A 17813-nucleotide genomic window follows, 5' to 3' on the forward strand; every position below is an offset into this window, starting at 1 on the left:
CTTCGGCTCGACTCCGGCCGGTGCGGGGCGCGCTGCGGCGCCCCGCACCGGCACGGGTGCCTCAGCCCAGGGCGAGGGCCCGGAGGCGGTCGGCCGCGCCGTTGAAGTAGTTCTGGTCACCGGGGAAGGTGCCGGAGTCCGCGAACTGCCAGAAGGTCTGGTAGCCCCAGCCGTTCGGCAGGGTGCCGACGGTGGAGGCGTAGCGGGCTACCCAGAGCGGGTTGGTGGCGCCGAAGCCGCCGTAGTTGCCGGTGCACTGGGTCCACCAGTTGGTGGTGGTGTAGATGGTGGGGTAGCGGCCGGTGCGGGAGTGCACGGTGTTGCTGAAGTCGCGGATCCAGCTGACCATGGCGCTCTGGCCGAGGCCGTAGCAGGTGGCGCCGTAGGGGTTGTACTCGATGTCCAGGGCGGGCGGCAGGGTCCTGCCGTCGGCGGACCAGCCGCCGCCGTGGTTCACGAAGTAGGCGGCCTGGGTGGCGCCGGAGGAGGAGTTCGGCAGCGCGAAGTGGTAGGCGCCGCGGATCAGGCCGGCGTTGTAGGAGCCGTTGTACTGCTGGGCGAAATACGGGTTGGTGTAGCCGGTGCCCTCGGTGGCCTTGACGTAGGCGAACTTGGCGCCGTTGGCGGCGACCGAGGACCAGTTGACGTTGCCCTGGTAGCTGGCGACGTCCAGCCCGGGGGTCTGCGTGACGGCGAGGGAGGCGAGCGGCGCGGTGGCGCCGCGGCCCTCGTGGGCGGCGACGGTGGAGCCGGCGAAGTCGCGGTCCGGGTGGAAGGCGGGGTGGCCCTCGACGACGGGGGCGACCGGGGCGGGCTCGGCCGCGTACGCCGGGGCGGCCACGCCCGCGACCAGGGCGGTGGCGGCGGCGAGCGCGGCCACCGCGGGCAGCCGGCGGCGGGGGGTGGTGCCGGTGGTGCCGGTGGTGCGGGCAGTGTGGGCGGTGCCAGTGGTGCGGGCGGAGCGGGAAGAGCGAGGCATGAGCACTCCTCTGATCCGGTGCGGGATGGCCCAAATGGCCCGGTGCGGCCGGGTGTTGGCGCGGCCGTACCGCAGAGTAGCCATGTCCCCGCCAGTGCCGCCAGGCATCTTGGAACACATTTCTGAACCGGCGTCACAGGTGCCGGATCGCCACCACCGGCAACGCACGTTGCCGGTTCTGCCGATCCCGGGCCCGGGGACGGCCCGCACGCTGTGACACGATGCCCGCGGGCCGGCCGGCACGGGCGGCACCCCAGTACGGAGGAAGGACCAGCCATGACCGAGACCGCCACCGACACCGCCCGGCCCGTCGGGGAGCCCGCTTTCAGGGCCGCCACGCCCGCCGACGTCCCGGCCCTCGTGGAGCTGGTCGAATCCGCCTACCGGGGCGACTCCAGCCGGGCCGGGTGGACCACCGAGGCCGATCTGCTGGCCGGGCGGCGGACCAACCCCGAGGCCGTCGCCGAGGCCGTCGGCCACCCCGAGGGGCTGGTGCTGCTGGCCGAGCGTGACGGCGAGCTGCTCGCCTGCTGCCAGCTGGAGCGGCGCGGCGACCGGGCGTACTTCGGGATGTTCTCGGTGCGCCCCGGCCAGCAGGGCGGCGGGGTCGGCCGGGCCGTGCTGGCCGAGGCCGAGCGGCTGGCCGGCGAGGAGTGGGGCGTCGGCGCGATGGAGATGACGGTGATCGAGCAGCGCGCCGAGCTGATCGCCTGGTACGAGCGGCGCGGCTTCCGCCGGACCGGGGAGTTCAGCCCGTTCCCCTACGGCGACGAGCGCTTCGGCATCCCGCTGCGGCCGGACCTGCGGTTCGAGCACCTGGTCAAGGAGCTGAAGACCGCCTGACGCGGGGCCGCGCTCGCGGCCTGGTCAACGGGCCGTCCTCGGGGTTCGGTTCAGGCGCGTCGACCGGATTCCGCAGGTGATGCGGCGTCAAGTCACTGAGCAGGGGCGATGCGGAGATGTCATACCTCGTTCATGATTGGTCTAGGCCAATGTGAGAGGCTGAGGTCGAACGGCCACGTTCCGTCCGATGCCCAGGGGGGCCATTTCCGCATGCCCGTACTCCATGGCACCGCCATGCCCGCACCCGACGCCGGTCCGCGCCGGACACCCGCGGACCCCGACCCGCGCCTGCCCGACCCGCCCGACGACGAGGAGCTCTACTGGTACTTCGGCCCGCAGCGCCGCTGGGTGCTGCTCTGCGCCACCCTCTCCTACGCGGGAGCCACCGCCACGCTCGGCCTGTTCGCCCTCAGCAAGCCGCTGCTCTGGCCCTTCCTGCTGCTCACCGTGCTCAACGCGGTCACCTGGCTGCTCTCGCTCACCGACGGCCAGCGAGCCCGCCGCTTCACCCGCGACTCGCACGACCTGCTGCTGCGCGCCTGGCAGCCCGCCCGCCACCCGAGCGTGGACCTGCTGCTGCCCACCGCCGGCGAACCGTCGGCCGTCCTCGACAACGCCTACCGGCACACCGCCGCCGTCCGGTGGCCCGGCGAGCTGACCGTCCTGGTCCTCGACGACGCGGACCGCCCCGAGGTGCGCGAACTCGCCGAGTCCTACGGCTTCCAGTACCGCGCCCGCCCCGACCGCGGCCGCTTCAAGAAGGCCGGCAACCTCAACCACGGCCTGGCCGAGGGCACCGGCGAGATCATCGCCGTCCTGGACGCCGACTTCTGCCCCCGCCCCGACTTCCTGCACCACCTGGTGCCCTACCTCGACAACCCCGGGGTCGGCATCGTGCAGAGCCCGCAGTGCTTCGACACGGACGCGAACATGTCCTGGCTCGAACGCGCCGCGGGAGCCACCCAGGAGATCTTCTACCGCTGGATCCAGCCCTCCCGGGACGCGCAGGACGGCACCGTCTGCTGCGGCACCAACGCCCTCTACCGCCGCGCCGCCCTGCAGCGGATCGGCGGCTTCGCCGAGATCGACCACAGCGAGGACCTCTACACCGGCCTCGCCCTCGCCCGCGCCGGCTGGGCCACCCGCTACGTGCCCGCGCTGGTCGCCAAGGGCATGTCGCCCACCGGCCTGCCCGCCTTCATCAGCCAGCAGTACCGCTGGTGCCTCGGCTCCCTGGCCCTCGTCCGCGACCCGGACTTCCGCCGCGGACCGCTCTCCCGCTCCGCCCGGCTCTGCTTCTGGAACGGCATCCTCGGCTACCTCACCAGCGCGGTGAACGTCTTCGCCGTGCCGTTGCCCGCCCTGATCATGCTGTTCTTCCGGCCCGAGGAGATCGAACCCTGGCAGGTGCTCCCCTTCCTGCCGCCGATCTGGGTCGCCCTCGTGCTGCTGCCCGCGATGTCCCGCACCCGCTGGCGCTTCGAGGTCACCCGGGTCCAACTCCTCGGCGGGCTCTGCCACGTGGTCGCCATCGCCCACGCGCTGCGCCGCCGCTCCGCCGACTGGGTGCCCACCGGCGCCGTGTCGGGCGGCAGTTCACTCGCCCGCGCGGTCGCCCGGATCGGGGTCGGCTGGCTCGGGTTCGTCGTCCTTGCCGGCGCCGCCGGACTGGTCCGGGCCGCGCTGCTGCACGGCTGGCGGCCGTACTGGGCGCTCACCGCCCTGCTCGCGCTCACCGCGTACACCATGATCCCGCTGATCCGGTCCCTGTGGCCGCTCCTGAACGGTGCGAAGGTGGCGGGCGGAGCGAACGGTGGCAAGGGTGCCACCGTCGGCGAGGTCGTCGCCCCCGCACGCAGCCGCTCCGAGCTCGGGTTCGGACGCGCCGAGGCCGTCGCCGTCACCGCCGTGCTGCTGCTCTGTGGGCTGCTGGCGTCGGGCTGGGCCGATCCGCTGATCTTCTGATCTTCTGAGACTCCGTCAATTCCCTGCTCCACCCCCTGAGTTTCCTTGCGCGTCGCCCCACCGGCGCGGACTCCGCCCGGCCGCCCCAACGGCCCGGCGGCCCCGACCACCGCTGCCAGCCCTGCAAGGAGCGCCGCCGTGTCCACGGCCGTCCCACCGTCCGCCTCGTCATCATCCGCCGTCGGCTCCTCCGACCTGCTGCCCGACCTCGTCCGGGTGGACCGGGAGGTCGCCGTCCCGAAGGGCGCCACCGTCGCCGAGAGCGGGCAATCCCGCCGGCGCACCGCCTTCCGCCCTGACATCGAGGGGCTGCGCGGCATCGCCGTGCTCTCCGTCCTCGGCTTCCACGCCGCCGTCCCCGGCCTGACCGGCGGCTACGTCGGCGTCGACATCTTCTTCGTCATCTCCGGCTTCCTCATCACCGGCCTGCTGACCAGCCGCCCGCTCGGCCTGTGGGACTTCGCCGCCCGCCGCGCCCGGCGCATCCTGCCCGCCGCCGCCACCGTCCTGGTCGCCACCGCCGCCGCCGGCGGCGCCCTGCTCGACCCGCTGCGCGGCACCGACCTCGCCCGCGACCTGATCGCCGCCGCCGGCCAGTTCGCCAACTGGCGCTTCGTCGGCCGGCAGACCGACTACCTGGCCGCCGAACGCGACCCCAGCCCGCTGCAGCACTTCTGGTCCCTCGGTGTGGAGAACCAGTTCTACCTGCTCTGGGGCGTCCTGCTGCTCGGCCTCGCCCGCTACCTGCACGGGCGGCGCCGCACCGTCGCCATCACCCTCGCCACCGTCGCCGTCGGCGGCACCTCGCTGGTGCTGTGCCTGCGCTGGACACAGACCTCGGCGCCGCTCGCCTACTTCTCCACCGGCAGCCGGCTCTGGGAGTTCGCGGCGGGCGCCTGCGCGGCCCTCGCCGGCGGGGCGCTCGCCTCCCGCACCGCGCGGCGCCCGGTGCGGTGGTCGCTCCGACTGCTCGGCTGGGCCGGCCTGGCGGCCGTCGTCGCGCCGGTCCTCCTGTACGACCGCAGTACGCCGTTCCCCGGCTCCGCCGCACTCCTGCCCGTCCTCGGTACCGCCGCCGTCCTGCTCGCCGGACACGGCTCGCCCCGCGCCGTCGACGCCGGACGGCTGCTCGCCACCCGCCCGCTGCGCGCCGCCGGACGCCTCTCCTACGCCTGGTACCTCTGGCACTGGCCGGTGCTGACCATCGCCCAGGCCCGGTACGGCGCGCTGCCCTGGACCACCCTGGCCGCGCTCACCGCCGCCAGTGCGCTCCCCGCCTGGCTCACCCTGCACCTGGTCGAACAGCCACTGCGCTACGGCAGCAGCCCGGCACCCCGACGCGGACTCGCGGTCGGCGCGAGCGCCCTCGTCATCCCCCTGATCGCCGCGCTCACCCTCGGCGGCGGCACCGTCCGCGCCCTCGGAGCCGCCACCACCGGGCCCACCGCCGCCCCCGCCGGAGCCGCCGACGGGCCCGGCCTGCTCGCCCCCGGCACCCGGGTCCTCACCCTGACCCCCTCGCTGGCCCGCGCCCGGGAGGACTTCCCACCCGGCAAGGGCTGCGAGATCCCGCTCAACGCCGACACCAGCCCGCGCTGCCTCTTCGGCGCCGACAACAGCCCCGACCGGATCGTGCTGCTCGGCGACTCACACGCCGGCCAGTGGATCTCCGCCGCCCTCGCCCTGGCCGATCAGCGGCACTGGGCGCTGGAAGTCCTCGTCAAACCCGGCTGCCCACTGGCCACCCTCACCGTGCGCAACAACGTGCTCGGTCGCACCTTCGACGAATGCGACCGCTGGCGCGAGAACACCCTCACCCGGCTCACCTCCGGACCCAAGCCGCGCCTCGTCCTGATGGCCGGCCTCAACCGCTACGGCAACCAGGAGGAACGCACCGAAGGCTGGACCCGTACCCTCGACCGCCTCACCGCGCTCGGCGCCCCGCTCGCCTACCTCGGCGACACCCCGATGCCCGGCAAGGACATCCCGACCTGCCTCGCCGCCTCCGACGGGCGCTCGGACGCCTGCTCGTTCCCGCGCGACACCGCCTTCGAACCCGACCCGCTGCTCGACGGCGGGCTCGCCGCCCGGTACGGCGTCCGGGCCCTCGACCTCGGCCCACTGCTCTGCCCCGGCACCGGGACCTCCTGCCCGGCGGTCCTGGAGGGCGTGGTGCTGTACCGGGACACCGGGCACATCACCGACACGCTGGCGCGGGTACTGGCGCCGCGGCTGGACAAGGGGCTGCTGGGGGTTTCAGGTGTATCGGGGGTGCCTGGTGCGGCAGCGGTACCCGGTGTTCCGGCCGCTCAGCCGTAGACCCCTCGGCAGAGGCGGGCCTGCTCCGAGCCGGCCGGCCAGCGGCCGACGCGTTCGGCCTGGTCACAGATGGTGCCCGGTCCGACGCCCGGCACCGACGCGCCCGACCCCGGAACCGTCGGGGCGGGCGCGCCCGACGTACCCCGGGCCGGGGCGGTGGCGTGCGGGCTGCGGCCGGTCTTCGGGTGCGGGCTCGCCGACCCGTGCTGGGCGTCCGCCGCCCCCGGATCGGCCGCCGTCGCCGTCGCCGTCGCCGTCGCCGCCGTCGCCGTGCCCGTTGTGCCCATCATGCCCGTCGCACCGCCCCCCGGGACCGGGGCCGGCAGCGGAGAAGGCGCGGGCGTGGCAGGCGGCGGGGACACCGGCGGCAGGTGCGAGCCCGGGGCCGTGGCGGAGGGCGAGGCCGACGGCAACGCCACCATCCGCACGTCGTCGCCCGATCCCGGCCCGCACATCACGAGGACCGAGGCCAGCACCGCACCCGTCCCGACCGCCGCGGCCGCCCACGCCTTGCGCGAGCGGCGCCTCGGCGGGGCGGGAGCGGGCACCGGCGGCGGGGGAAGCGTGGGGACGGGAGGGGGCTGCCACGCGTTCTGCGGCCACTGCCACTGCCCTCCGGTGGGCTGCCCAGTCATGTGTTCGTCCTTCCAGCGGCCCCCCGTCGGCCCCCGTCGTACCTTCCCGTGCTCAACGAGCGCGCCGACGCCGGGACATGACCCGGAAGAGGGGTCTGAACGGGCGTTGATTGCCACCGCGCCACATGCTTGGGGTCATGGAGACCAACAGCACGACCGCACCCCTGGTCGAGGTGGCCGAGTTCCGGACCGACAGCCGCTACCGCCTCGTCCACTTCGAGGGCCACGGCTGGGAACCGCTCGCGCCGGAGGAGTTCGAACCGCGCATCCACCAGCTCTTCCCGGACCTCGACGCGCGTGACCCCCAACGCGTCCACTGGGCCGACCGTCCCTGGGAATGGCCCGCCTGGCACCCCGGCGAGGCCTGAACCGTCCCCACCCGGTCGTCGGGACTTCGTTAGGCTGAGCGGGTGAGTGTGGATCACTTCTGGCGCCGCCTGCCCGGCCAGGCCGCGGACACCTGTTCCCCGGAAGAACTCGGCGACCTCGCACCCCAGGACCGCGACGTCCGGTACGACCGGCTGGCCGCCGCCGGACTCGCCCTCGGCGAACTCGTCCGCCAACAGGGCACCGTGCTCGCCCGCACGGCCGCGCACCTCGGCTACCCGACCCCCTGGTCCGAATCCGTGGCCGCCAGGGTCGTCCACGACCTGCGCGAACTGCGCGACTTCTTCGCCGGCGCGGCCGCCGCCGGAGACGCGGTGCTTGTCCGGAAGGCGCCGTGATCGTCCGGGAGGCGCAGTGAACGACGACCTGGCCGGTACGGCGGGGTACGGGGAAGCGGCCGAGCAACTCGCCGTCCAGACGCAGATCGCGAACAACACGGTCCACACGGACACCCCGGCTTCGGACCCGAAGCGGGCCGAAGGGGCGGACCAGGTCGCCCTGCCGGACCTGCGGCGCTGTGCGGCAGCCCTCGGTGTACCGCCGGAGAAGGTCGATGCCGTGGTCGACTGGCTCGGTCGGATCGTGGCCGAGGACGGCCCCCCTGAGCCTGCCCCCCTCTCGCACGGGTACCTCACCAGGATGGTGACGGGCCGCGAGGTGAAGATGCGGGGATTCGGCCCCCTGGACCTGGCCGAGGGCGAGATCCGACCGATCGTCCGTCAGGCGTACGGTCCCCGTTTCGACTGACGGACCTACGACCGGCCGGGACCTGCGGTGGCGGCCTGCGCGGGAAGTCGGCCTGGCCGACTTCCCGTGCCGCTTTACCGTGCGCCGAAGTCCTCCTCGACGAGGCGGGTCGCCCAGGTGGTCAGGGCGGGGGCGAGGGGTGGGTGGGCGAGGCCCGCTGCGGTGGCGAGGCGGTCGGCGGAGGTGGTGTCGTACCGGTCCGCGGAGAGGAAGGTGAGGGTTTCCGGGTCGGCGCCGGTGAGGGTGCGGGGGAGGCGGCGGACGAGGGGGACGGGGATCAGGGCGCGGGGTGGGCGGACGCCGAGGTGGGTGGCGAGCAGGGTGATCAGGTCGGGGAGGAAAGGGGTTGTGGCGTCGAGGACGGTGTGGGCCTGGACGGGGACGCGGTCGTGGTCGGGGACGGCGACCAGGAAGCGCGCCAGGTGGTCCACGGTGACGACGGGCAGGAAGGTGCGTCGGGTGCCGGGCAGCAGGGGGAGGCGGCCGCGGTGGAGTTGGCGGACCAGCTGGGCCAGGCCGAGGTACTGGCCGGCTTCGCCGGTCCGGGAGTGGCCGATGACGCTGCTCGGGTTGACGGTGGTGAGCGGTACGCCGAGGTGGGGCGCGGTGACGCGGACGGCGGCGTCGCCGAGCTGCTTGGAGGCCTCGTACGCGCCGAGGCGGGTGTAGAGCGCGGCGGTGGCGCGCTCCGGGAGCGGGTACCGGGGGTCGGGGTCGCGGCCGACGCGGTAGCCGGAGAGGTGGACCAGACGGCGCAGCCGGGGACGGGTGGCGGACCACCGCAGCGCGTGCAGGGCGCCGTCGACGTTGGCGGGTTCGGCCTGGGCGCGGGTGAGGCCGAAGTCGTAGCGGGCGGCGAGGTTGTGGACGTCGCGGATGTCGGCGAGCCGGGCGTCGTCCTCGGGGGAGAGGCCGAGCCCGGGGCGGGTGAGGTCGGCGGTGACGGTGGTGAGCGCCGAGTCGTCGGCCCGGTGTGCGCGCAGCCAGCGGCGGAGGTCGGCGGCGCGGCCGGTGTCGCGGGCGGTGGCGGCCACGGGTTCGCCGCGGGCGAGGAGTTCGAGGACCAGCCAGCGGCCGAGGAAGCCGGTGGCGCCGAGGACGAGCGTGCGGGGCGGCGGGACGGACGTCATGGGGCGCTCCAGGGTTCAGGTATTCAGTAGACCGGTCTGCATATTTTTTGGGCGTGCGAGGACGCGCGAGGATGCGACGGCGTGCGGAGGCGCCGCACGAACGGCGGCGTGCCCTCGCCTACGTGTCGCGGTTGCCGAGCAGCTGCCGGACGGCGTGCCGGGCGTGGTCCAGCGGTTCGCGGCTGCGCCGGACGGAGGCGAGCAGGACCGCTCCCTCCAGGAGGGCGAGCGTCTGGCCGGCGGCGGTCTCGGCCTCGGTCGGGCCGTAGCCTTCGGCCTCCAGCCGGCCGGTCAGGACCTGCTGCCACCGCGCGTACACCTCGGCGCAGACGGTCCGCAGCGGCTCGTTGGTGCCCGCCGTCTCCAGGGCGACGGTCGCGATCGGGCAGCCGCTGGTGTAGTCGGACTGTGCGAGGCGTTCGGCGAAGGCCTCGACGAGCCGTTCGGCGAGGGCGGCGGTGTCGGCGCCCTCGGCGGCGAGTGCGGTGAGCAGCGCCTCGACCTCCTGGCCGGCCTCGGTGAGCGCGGCCGCCACCAACTGGTCCTTGCCGCCGGGGAAGTGGAAGTAGAGGGAGCCGCGCGGCGCGCCGGTGGCGGCCACGATCCGGTTGAGGCCGGTGCCGAAGTAGCCCTGTGCCTCGATCAGGTCCCTGGTGCCGGCGATCAGCCGGGCCCGGGTCTCCTCGCCCTTGACTCCCATGCGGAGATAGTAGACCGGTCTGCATATTCTGTCGACGGCGGGTTGACGAGACCTCAGGGGCGCTGTCAGCAGCGCAGTGCGGGCGGGAAGCCGGTCCAGCGCAGCTCCTCGGGCAGGTGGCCCTGGTCGTTCAGCAGCAGGACGGCGGACGGGCGGCCGGGGGTGAACCGCAGTACGGTCAGCGCCGCGTTGGCGGCGTTGAGGCCGAGCCAGCGCCAGGCCGGGGCGTCCAGGGCGTGCCGGACCAGCCAGCCGACCAGGAAGGCGTGGGTGACGACCAGCTCGTGCCGCTCCTCGCCGCCCGCCGCCGGCCCGGTGAACCGCTCGACCGCCCGTGGCGCCAGCGCCGCACCGCGCTCGCACTCCTCAGGGGTGGCGTGCGAGAGGAACTCCAGCAGGAAATCGGCGCTGTCCTCGGGCAGTTCCGCCCGCTCCGGAACGTACGGGACGAAGTCGCCGGCCTCCTCGCACACCACCGGCGTCACGCCGTCCAGCTGCTCCGCGACCAGCCGCGCGGTCTGCGCGGCCCGGGGCAGCGGGCCGTGGTGCACCGCCGAGATCGGCCGGCCCGCCAGCCGCCGGCCCAGCAGGACGGCCTGCCGGCGCCCGGCATCGGTGAGCCCGCTCTCGTCGGGCGTGGCCTCGCCGTGACGGGCCAGGTAGAGGTAGCGGGTGGCGGTGGCGTCGGTCATGCTCCGGGACTCCTCAACAGGGATCGACGTTCGGTCGACAGGGCTGAGCGTCAAGTCGACAGGGATCAACGTCGGGTCGTCCCGGAGCGACGCGAACCGGGCCCCGCCCGGTTCCGGCTCAGCCGGTGTGGGCGTCCGTGTGGGCCTCGTCCAGCAGGGCGAGATCCTCCGCCGACAGTCGCAGCGCCCCGGCGGCGATGTTGTCCTCCAGGTGCGCCTCGTCGCCGGTGCCCGGGATGGCCAGGACGTGCGGGCCGCGGTGCAGCGTCCAGGCCAGGCGCACCTGCGCCGTGCTCACCCCGCGCGCCTCGGCCACCGCCCGTACCTGGGCGGGCTCGGCCGGCCCCGCGCCGCCCTCCCGGCCCGCGCCGGCGATGGCGTAGAAGGGGACGAAGGCGATGCCCTGCTCGCCGCAGAGCCGCAGCAGTTCGTCCTGCGCGGGCGAGGCGCCGATGCCGTACGGGTTCTGCACGCAGGACACGGGCGCGATGGTCTGCGCCTCGGCGAGCTGGTGCGGGTGGACGTTGGACAGGCCGAGGTGGCGGATCAGCCCGGCCTGGCGCAACTCGGCCAGCGCGCCGAAGCGTTCGGCGACGGAGTCGGTGCCGAGGATCCGCAGGTTGACCAGGTCGAGGTGGTCGCGGCCGAGTTCGCGCAGGTTCTGTTCGACCTGGGCGCGCAGCCGCTCGGGGGTGCGGGCGTGCTCCGCCCACTGGCCGTCGAGGCCGCGGGCCGGGCCGACCTTGCTGGCGATCACCAGGTCGTCGCCGTACGGCGCGAGCGCCCGGTTGATCAGCTCGTTGGCGGAGCGCAGCGAGGAGAAGTAGAAGGCGGCGGTGTCGATGTGGTTGACGCCGAGTTCGACCGCGCGGCGCAGCACCCGCAGGGCCTGCTCGCGGTCGCGCGGCACGGCGTGCGGCACCAGTGCGGGGCCGGTCTGCGGCAGGCGCATCGTGCCGAAGCCGATGCGGTGGACGGCGCGGTCGCCGAGGGTCCAGGTGCCGGAGGCGGCGGCGGACACGGGGGTGTTCAGGGCGGTGCTCAGGGCGGTGTTCACGGTGGTGTTCACGGTGGTCTCCGAGGTCATGCCTGTCATGATCGCCAATGCACTAGCCTGACCGCCAAAGATTCGAACATGTCTGAATCCACGGGGGTGGGCGCTTGGCGGCCGAGCTGCTGTTCACGGCGGGCGACCTGGCACGGATGCGCTTCGCGGTCTCCCCGATGTGGGAGGTCGGCCCGAGCCTGCGGCTGCTGCGCTCGGGGCTCGCCCACCCGGTCCACCGGCCCTGGGTGGAGCAGGTGCGCCCCCGGCTGGCGGCGCTCGGCCCGGCGTACGCGCTGCTCGCCGAACTCGTCCCGCCCGCCGGGTACGTGCCGGACTTCATCAACCCGGCCCCCGCCGGGCCCGCCCCCACCCTGGCGGAGGAACTGGCCGCGATCCGGGCCACCCCGGCCGAGCGGCTGCGCCGCGACCTCGACCGGCTGCGGGACGGCCGGGGCCGGCTCGGCCCCCGGCTGCGCGCCCTGTACGGCGACCCGGCGGGCGGGCTGGGCCGGCTCACCGAGGCGGTCGAGGCGTACTGGGAGCTCGCGCTCGCCCCGTACTGGGCGCGGATCCGGGCCGTCCTGGACGCCGACGTGCTGCACCGGGCCCGGCAGGCCGCCGAGCACGGCGCGGCCCGGGTCCTGAACGACCTGCACACCGAACTCCGCTGGACGGAGGACACCCTGCGGCTGCGCCACCGCTCCCGCCCACTGTCGGGCCGGACGGCCGGGGCCGGGCTGCTGCTGGTCCCGTCCGCGTTCACCGGCCCGGCGCTCTACACCCGGCTCGCCCCGCCGGACCCGCTGCAACTCGCCTACCCGGCGCGCGGGATCGGCGCCCTGTGGGCGTCCGCCCCGGCGGCCGGCACCGAGGCGCTGGCCGCCGTCCTGGGCCGCTCCCGCACCCGGCTGCTGACGGAGCTGGCGGCCCCGGCGTCCACGACCGAACTCGCCCGGCGCACCGGGCTGTCGCCGTCGGCCGTGTCCCAGTACCTGACGGCCCTGCGGGACGCCCGCCTGGTCAGCGCCCACCGGGCCGGACGGTCGGTGCTGTACGCGCGGACGGCCTCGGCGGAGGCGCTGCTCGCGCCACTGGCGCAGGGGTGATCATCCGTTCCTCCGCCTACCGTAATGTCACCCCGGATTCCGGTGTCGTCGGGCCGGATCCGCCGGACGCCCGTAGCGTGCGGGAGCATGACACCCATTCGGCACCCCCGGCACCGCCACCGCCGTCGGACCGTCCTCGTCACCACGCTGCTCGGGGCCGCCTGCGGCGCCGTCGCGCTCACCGGGGCACCTGCCCCGCAGTCCGCACCGCGGTCGGCCGCCCCGGCGTCCGACGCCCGGCTGCGCCCGGCCGGTGCGACGCCGACCGTGTACGCCCACCGCGGCGCCTCCTCCGCCGCGCCCGAGAACACCCTGGTGTCCGACGAGGTCGCCCGCCGGGCCGGCGCCGAGTGGATCGAGGACGACGTCCAGCCCAGCAAGGACGGCGTCCCGTACGTGCTGCACGACGACACCGTGGACCGCACCACCGACGGCACCGGCCGCGTCCGCGACCTGACCGCCGCCCAGCTCGACACGCTGGACGCCGGCTCCTGGTTCGCCCCGGCGTACGCGGGCACCCGCCTGCCGACCCTCGCCGCCCAGCTGGAGGACCTGCACACCCGGGGTGGCCGGCTGCTGCTGGAGATCAAGGGGCCGCACACCCGCGACGAAGTCGCCCGGATCGTGCAGGAGGTGCGCGACCACGGCATGACCGACCGCGTCCTCGTCCAGAGCTTCGAGGTGGACGCCCTCCGCTACACCCGCGAGCTGGCCCCCGAACTGCCGCTCGGCCTGCTCCGCGCCACCCTGGACGCCGACCCGGTCGCCACCGCGCACGACCTCCGCCTGGCCGCCTACAACCCCTCGGACGACGCGCTCTCCGCCCGCCCCGGCGTGGTCACGGACCTGCACGCCGCCGGGGTCGCCGTCAACGTCTGGACGGTCGACCGGCCCGCCCGCTGGAAGGCCCTCGCGGACGCCGGGGTGGACGGCATCATCACCAACCGCCCGGCCGAACTGGCCGGTTGGAACGCGGCCTGGTCGGCCTCGGGCGCCGCCGGTTAGGCTGCCGGGCGTGGACGGCGAGAACGCGGAGGGCAGTGCCCGCCCGGACAGCAGTGCCCGCCCGGACAGCAGCGCCCGCCCGGAGGGCAGCGCCCCGGCCGACGGCGGGAGCCTGTAGGACCTGCTCCGCGACCGGCAGAATCCGGCGCCGCAACCGCAGGGCTCGCTGACCGCCTTCGACGGCCGCCTCGTCCTCGACCTGGACACCCGGATCGCCACCGTGGACGGCCGCGCGGCGCAGCTCACCCGTGCCGACACCAAGCTGCTGCGCGGCCTGATCGCGCTGGGCGAGGGCGTGCACGAGTCGCGCGTGATCATGTGGGAGGTCTACAACGCACCGTTCCACCCCCAGGAGCTGAGGTACCCGATGGCCGTCCTGAGGGCGAAGCTCGGCGAGCCGTCCTGGATCGAGCGGACCGCGGACGGCTACGCCCTGCGGCCCCCGGCGCGTCCGTAGGTCAGGTCGCGGACGGCTGCCGGTTCCGGCTGTGACAGCTGTCATGCCCGATCCATGATCGTCTGAGCTGGCGCCGGACCCGGCCCGGTCGAGATGATGGCCGGGTGACCGGGCAGAACCGCCCGGGTCTTGTTCGACAACGGGGGTTCGGCGATGACGCCGCACGAGATCGGGTTGTACGCGAGCGCTGCCGTGGTGATCGGCGCGGGGCTGCGGACGTTGGTGCTGGCGGGATCCCCAGCGGGCTTGACGGGCGCATCCACGGGTGCGCCCACGGGCGCATCCACGGGTGCGTCCACCGACGCGACCACGGCGCAGGCCGGCGGCCCGGGCGACGTGCTCGCCGTCGTCCGCGCCGCCCTCGCACGTCGTCCCTGGGTCACCGCCGCGCTGTTCGCCGTCATGGCGGTGATGGCTGTGGTCCAGTACGCGGTGCCGTCCGTGATCGACGATCTGATGCGGCAGCCGGATGCGCTGTCCGACGGGCAGTGGTGGCGGGCCGGCACCGCGCTGCTGGTGCAGTCCTCCGGCCTGATGCAGATCGCGATCAACCTGCCGGCCCTGCTCGTGATCGGCGCCGTCGCCGAGTCGGTGCTCGGCTGGTGGCGGACGGCGGCGGTCTTCCTCGTCAGCGGCGTCCTCGCCCACGTGGTGAGCCTGTCCGGCTGGTCGCCGCGCGGCGGCGGCGACTCGGTGGCCGTCTGCGGCCTGCTGGGGGCCCTCGCCGTCACCTGCCTGCTGCGCGGGGACCTCCGGGGCCCCGGGCTCAAGGCCAACTGGCCGGTGCTGCTCATCCCCGTGGCGGGACTGTTCCTGTGCGCGATGCGGAACAACCACGGCGCCGGCCTGGTGGCGGGCTGTCTGCTCGGCCTGGTCCTCGCTGTCGGCGCGAGGACCCGACTCCCGCAGCCCGCCGCCGTGTGACAGCCGTTCCCGAGGCCGAGGCCGAGGCCGGGGCCGGGGCCGGCTGGGCTGACGCCTCCGCCGGTCGCGGCGCCCCGGGTCGCATACTGACGGCATGACTGACCGTATGACGGGCGGAGACGCCGGCCGGGGCACGGGCCGGCGCGGAGTGCTGCGGGCGGGCGCGGCGGCGGCGGTGCTGGGTGTGGCGGGGTGTACGAGCGAGGGCAAGCCGCAGTCGGCGGGGCCGAGTTCGAGCACGATGACGCCGGGAACACCGACCGTGACACCCACGCCCACCCCGATGCCCACGCCCACACCGACGCTCACGCCCACCCCGACGCCCACGCAGCTGCCCCAGCCGCCGCTCTGGCAGCCCGGCCCGTCCGAGATCCAGCCCGACGTGAAGCGCCGGGCCGTCGAGCTGGTGGCGGCGCTCGGTGCCTGGCCGCCCGGCGGGCAGGGGGTGGAGGCGGCCCGGGCCAGGGTGGCGGCGCTGGGTTTGCCGCCCGCGCTGGCAGACCAGGCGGGGCCGCTGGCGCCGGCGGCGTCGGAGGCGAGCCTGGAGGTGATTGTCGCCCAGTACGGCGGGATCCTCGCCGATTCGGCGAGTGTGCTGGTGGTGTGCCGTCAGTGGACCCGGGGCCCGGACGGTTCGGTGGTCGGGGGCGGCACGACGGTGGACGTGCGGCTGAGCCGGGCCGCGCCGCGCTGGACGGTGACCGAGCTGCATCCGGGGGTGGCGGGCCCGGCGGCCGACGCACCGCCGTCGGCGGTGGCCCGGGTGCTGGCCGAGCCGAGGATCGAGCTGCCGCCGGAGGCGGCGGCGGACCTGCGCAGCGGCACCGTCCACGACAGCGTGCCGGAGGCGATGCTGCGGATGGCCGGCCCGTACACGCTGTCGGTGAGCGTGGTGCGGACCGGCCATCCGTCGGACGTCTTCGGGACGACCCGGCCCAGCGACCATCCGCTGGGCCGGGCCTTCGACGTCTGGCGGATCGACGGCATGGCCGTGGTGGACCCGGCCACGCCCCGGCAGCTGATCGAGTCCTTCATGCGGGACGCGGCCGCCGCCGGTTCGTACAACGTGGGCGGCCCGGTGGCGATCCCGGGTGCCGGCAATCGGTTCTTCACCGACGACACCCACCACGACCACTGCCACGTGGGGTTCAACCACTAGGCCTGACAAGCTAGTTGACGTTGACGCCGCTCCACGCCGCCGCGACGGCCTTGTACTCGGTGCTGGTCGCGCCGTAGAGGTCCTTGGCCGCGCTGAGCGAGGCGGCGCGGGCGCCCTTGTAGTTGGTGGTGGAGGTCATGTAGACGGTCAGTGCGCGGTACCAGATCTTGGCGACCTTCTGGTTGCCGATGCCGGTCACCGTGGAGCCGTTGCAGGTGGGGCTGTTGTAGGTGTAGCCGTTGATGGTCTTGCTGCCGCTGCCCTCGCTGGCCAGGTAGAACCAGTGGTTGCCGACGCCCGAGGAGTTGTGCACGTCGAGCTTGCCGACCGAGCTGCTCCAGCAGTCGGCCGAGCGGCCGTCCAGCGAGGGCTTGTCGAAGCGGCGCAGCCACGGCGGGGTGGACTGGTCGCTGAACAGGTAGTCGGGGGTGTCGACCTTGTTGTTGGCGTACCACTCCACCATCGTGCCGAAGATGTCGCTGGTGGACTCGTTGAGGCCGCCGGACTCGCCGCTGTAGCGCAGGTTGGCGGTGGCGCTGGTGACGCCGTGGGTCATCTCGTGGCCCATGGTGTCGAGGTCGACCTGCTCGGGGTCGTGGCTGCCGTCGCCGTCGCCGGTCATCATGCAGAAGCAGGTGTCGGACCACTGGGCGTTGTCCCAGTTGGTGCCGACGTGGACGAAGACGGTGGCGCCCTTGCCGTCGTTCTTGATGCCGTTCCGGCCGAAGGTGTTCTTGTAGTAGTCGTACGTCCAGGCGGTGTTGGCGTGGGCGTCGACGGCCGCGGTGGAGCGGTCGGTGGAGAACTTCTTCCCGTCGCCCCAGATGTTGGTGGCGCTGGTGAACGCGGTGCCCGAGGAGGCCTTGATCGAGCTCGCGGCGAGGTTGTGGGCGTCCTTGGTGACGGTGCCGCGGACCGGGTCGGTCAGGGTGTAGCCCCCGCTGACCGGGGTGGTGTCGATGGTGACCGTGCCGGTGTACTCGGAGTTGCCGGTGCCGGACGCCTGGTGCTCGGCGTCGTAGGCCTCGATCTGCTCGCCGGTGGTGGCGTCGGTGACGACGACCCGGCCGGCCGGCTGGCCGTGCTCGCCGGTGCCCTCGACGGTGGTGCGCCAGGCGAGGCGGGGCGTGCCGTCGGCGGCCCAGACGACCAGTTCGGGGGTGCTGACGGCGTCCTGGACGCCGGGGGCGGCGGAGAGCGCGTCGGCGGCGCCGGACTGGGCGGGCACCTTGGGGACGGTCGACTTCACGGCGGCGTCGTGGGCGGCCGCGCGGGAGGTGTCCTTGAGCTTGCCCTTGGCGTCCTGGTGGACGACCAGGTCGCCGCCGACCACGGGCAGGCCCTGGTAGGTGCGGTCGAAGCGGACGTGCGAGGTGCCGTCGGCGTCGAGCACGACGTCCTTGAGCACGAGGTCCTGGTCGGCGCCGAAGCCGAACACCGAGGCGTTGTGGGCCACGTTGACGCGGGCCTGGGATATCGCGGCCTCGCGCGGGTTGGGCGCGGCGGAGGCCGTGGCGGCGGGGATGGTCGCGCCGGCGAGGGCGGCGACGATCGCGACGGCTCCGGCCACGCGGGCACGGCGGAAGGAGGACGTGGGGGTCACTCTGACTCCAGTGGGGGTTAGCTGCAGGGAAAGGAGCTGGGTCAGAGATTGACGGCGATCAGTCAGGTCCAGCTAGGGGAAAGGTCATAACTTTGCCAAGTTGTGTCCTTGGAC

The 17813-nt window shown here is 74.3% G+C and carries 18 protein-coding genes; 11 read left to right on the plus strand and 7 right to left on the minus strand.

Features of this window, described 5'->3' with window-relative positions:
* Positions 1–61: 61 nt before the first annotated feature.
* Positions 62–979 (minus strand): lysozyme, encoded by a 918-nt coding sequence (locus ACZ52R_RS26675; RefSeq protein WP_465754285.1) that lies wholly within the window; start codon positions 977–979, stop codon positions 62–64.
* Between the two features lie 276 nt (positions 980–1255).
* Here ACZ52R_RS26675 and ACZ52R_RS26680 point away from each other — a divergent pair, with 276 nt between their 5' ends.
* The 3 genes from ACZ52R_RS26680 to ACZ52R_RS26690 all read left to right on the plus strand — a co-directional run bounded on the left by ACZ52R_RS26680 (position 1256) and on the right by ACZ52R_RS26690 (position 6106).
* Entirely contained in the window at positions 1256–1822 is a 567-nt protein-coding gene (locus ACZ52R_RS26680) for a GNAT family N-acetyltransferase (RefSeq protein ID WP_465663229.1), read from the plus strand.
* A 210-nt stretch (positions 1823–2032) separates the two neighbouring features.
* Positions 2033–3787, plus strand: coding sequence for a glycosyltransferase family 2 protein (locus ACZ52R_RS26685; RefSeq protein WP_465754286.1), 1755 nt, complete (start codon positions 2033–2035; stop codon positions 3785–3787).
* A 138-nt stretch (positions 3788–3925) separates the two neighbouring features.
* Positions 3926–6106 carry an acyltransferase family protein gene (locus ACZ52R_RS26690; RefSeq protein ID WP_465754287.1) on the plus strand — a complete coding sequence of 727 codons (2181 nt, stop codon included), beginning with the start codon at positions 3926–3928 and terminating at the stop codon, positions 6104–6106.
* Here the strand turns inward: ACZ52R_RS26690 and ACZ52R_RS26695 are convergent.
* Positions 6097–6396, minus strand: a complete 300-nt coding sequence (locus ACZ52R_RS26695) for a hypothetical protein (protein ID WP_465754288.1) — start codon at positions 6394–6396, stop codon at positions 6097–6099. The two genes, ACZ52R_RS26690 and ACZ52R_RS26695, sit on opposite strands and share 10 nt — an antisense overlap.
* A gap of 482 nt (positions 6397–6878) precedes the next feature.
* Here ACZ52R_RS26695 and ACZ52R_RS26700 point away from each other — a divergent pair, with 482 nt between their 5' ends.
* The 3 genes from ACZ52R_RS26700 to ACZ52R_RS26710 are packed head-to-tail and all read left to right on the plus strand — an operon-like array spanning position 6879 to position 7875.
* Complete coding sequence (locus ACZ52R_RS26700) at positions 6879–7109, plus strand: hypothetical protein (protein ID WP_360507057.1); 231 nt, start codon at positions 6879–6881, stop codon at positions 7107–7109.
* Positions 7110–7151: 42 nt separating this feature from the next.
* Positions 7152–7466 carry a hypothetical protein gene (locus ACZ52R_RS26705; RefSeq protein WP_465754289.1) on the plus strand — a complete coding sequence of 105 codons (315 nt, stop codon included), beginning with the start codon at positions 7152–7154 and terminating at the stop codon, positions 7464–7466.
* A gap of 16 nt (positions 7467–7482) precedes the next feature.
* On the plus strand, positions 7483–7875 hold the full coding sequence (locus ACZ52R_RS26710) for a hypothetical protein (protein ID WP_465754290.1): 393 nt from the start codon (positions 7483–7485) through the stop codon (positions 7873–7875).
* 74 nt (positions 7876–7949) lie between these two features.
* Here ACZ52R_RS26710 and ACZ52R_RS26715 read toward each other — a convergent pair whose 3' ends face one another.
* The 4 genes from ACZ52R_RS26715 to ACZ52R_RS26730 all read right to left on the minus strand — a co-directional run bounded on the left by ACZ52R_RS26715 (position 7950) and on the right by ACZ52R_RS26730 (position 11484).
* A complete protein-coding gene (locus ACZ52R_RS26715; RefSeq protein WP_465754291.1) occupies positions 7950–9005 on the minus strand; it encodes an SDR family oxidoreductase in 1056 nt (351 codons plus the stop codon).
* Positions 9006–9123: 118 nt separating this feature from the next.
* Positions 9124–9705 carry a TetR/AcrR family transcriptional regulator gene (locus ACZ52R_RS26720; RefSeq protein ID WP_465754292.1) on the minus strand — a complete coding sequence of 194 codons (582 nt, stop codon included), beginning with the start codon at positions 9703–9705 and terminating at the stop codon, positions 9124–9126.
* Positions 9706–9770: 65 nt separating this feature from the next.
* Entirely contained in the window at positions 9771–10397 is a 627-nt protein-coding gene (locus ACZ52R_RS26725) for a histidine phosphatase family protein (protein ID WP_465754293.1), read from the minus strand.
* A gap of 118 nt (positions 10398–10515) precedes the next feature.
* Positions 10516–11484 carry an aldo/keto reductase gene (locus ACZ52R_RS26730; protein WP_465754294.1) on the minus strand — a complete coding sequence of 323 codons (969 nt, stop codon included), beginning with the start codon at positions 11482–11484 and terminating at the stop codon, positions 10516–10518.
* 74 nt (positions 11485–11558) lie between these two features.
* On the opposite strand from ACZ52R_RS26730, the gene ACZ52R_RS26735 reads away from it, so the two are divergent.
* The 5 genes from ACZ52R_RS26735 (at position 11559) to ACZ52R_RS26755 (ending at position 16096) form a co-directional block, all read left to right on the plus strand.
* On the plus strand, positions 11559–12551 hold the full coding sequence (locus ACZ52R_RS26735) for an ArsR/SmtB family transcription factor (RefSeq protein ID WP_465619046.1): 993 nt from the start codon (positions 11559–11561) through the stop codon (positions 12549–12551).
* 87 nt (positions 12552–12638) lie between these two features.
* Positions 12639–13556, plus strand: a complete 918-nt coding sequence (locus ACZ52R_RS26740; protein ID WP_465754295.1) for a glycerophosphodiester phosphodiesterase — start codon at positions 12639–12641, stop codon at positions 13554–13556.
* Positions 13557–13776: 220 nt separating this feature from the next.
* Entirely contained in the window at positions 13777–14013 is a 237-nt protein-coding gene (locus ACZ52R_RS26745) for a hypothetical protein (RefSeq protein ID WP_465754296.1), read from the plus strand.
* Positions 14014–14166: 153 nt separating this feature from the next.
* Entirely contained in the window at positions 14167–14937 is a 771-nt protein-coding gene (locus ACZ52R_RS26750; protein WP_465754297.1) for a rhomboid family intramembrane serine protease, read from the plus strand.
* A gap of 94 nt (positions 14938–15031) precedes the next feature.
* Positions 15032–16096 carry a hypothetical protein gene (locus tag ACZ52R_RS26755; protein ID WP_465663239.1) on the plus strand — a complete coding sequence of 355 codons (1065 nt, stop codon included), beginning with the start codon at positions 15032–15034 and terminating at the stop codon, positions 16094–16096.
* A 10-nt stretch (positions 16097–16106) separates the two neighbouring features.
* On the opposite strand, the gene ACZ52R_RS26760 is transcribed toward ACZ52R_RS26755, so the two are convergent.
* Positions 16107–17699 carry a M4 family metallopeptidase gene (locus ACZ52R_RS26760; protein WP_465619058.1) on the minus strand — a complete coding sequence of 531 codons (1593 nt, stop codon included), beginning with the start codon at positions 17697–17699 and terminating at the stop codon, positions 16107–16109.
* Between the last annotated feature and the right edge of the window lie 114 nt (positions 17700–17813).

It is taken from the genome of Kitasatospora sp. NPDC034023 (genome assembly GCF_055575795.1).

Excerpts from the sequence above, each read along its gene's own strand:
- ACZ52R_RS26725 (WP_465754293.1), bottom strand. The coding sequence starts at position 10,397 with ATGACCGACGCCACCGCCACCCGCTACCTCTACCTGGCCCGTCACGGC.
- ACZ52R_RS26740 (WP_465754295.1), top strand. The coding sequence starts at position 12,639 with ATGACACCCATTCGGCACCCCCGGCACCGCCACCGCCGTCGGACCGTC.
- ACZ52R_RS26700 (WP_360507057.1), top strand. The coding sequence starts at position 6,879 with ATGGAGACCAACAGCACGACCGCACCCCTGGTCGAGGTGGCCGAGTTC.
- ACZ52R_RS26720 (WP_465754292.1), bottom strand. The coding sequence starts at position 9,705 with ATGGGAGTCAAGGGCGAGGAGACCCGGGCCCGGCTGATCGCCGGCACC.
- ACZ52R_RS26755 (WP_465663239.1), top strand. The coding sequence starts at position 15,032 with ATGACTGACCGTATGACGGGCGGAGACGCCGGCCGGGGCACGGGCCGG.
- ACZ52R_RS26685 (WP_465754286.1), top strand. The coding sequence starts at position 2,033 with ATGCCCGTACTCCATGGCACCGCCATGCCCGCACCCGACGCCGGTCCG.
- ACZ52R_RS26695 (WP_465754288.1), bottom strand. The coding sequence starts at position 6,396 with ATGATGGGCACAACGGGCACGGCGACGGCGGCGACGGCGACGGCGACG.
- ACZ52R_RS26715 (WP_465754291.1), bottom strand. The coding sequence starts at position 9,005 with ATGACGTCCGTCCCGCCGCCCCGCACGCTCGTCCTCGGCGCCACCGGC.
- ACZ52R_RS26675 (WP_465754285.1), bottom strand. The coding sequence starts at position 979 with ATGCCTCGCTCTTCCCGCTCCGCCCGCACCACTGGCACCGCCCACACT.
- ACZ52R_RS26730 (WP_465754294.1), bottom strand. The coding sequence starts at position 11,484 with ATGACCTCGGAGACCACCGTGAACACCACCGTGAACACCGCCCTGAGC.
- ACZ52R_RS26680 (WP_465663229.1), top strand. The coding sequence starts at position 1,256 with ATGACCGAGACCGCCACCGACACCGCCCGGCCCGTCGGGGAGCCCGCT.
- ACZ52R_RS26750 (WP_465754297.1), top strand. The coding sequence starts at position 14,167 with ATGACGCCGCACGAGATCGGGTTGTACGCGAGCGCTGCCGTGGTGATC.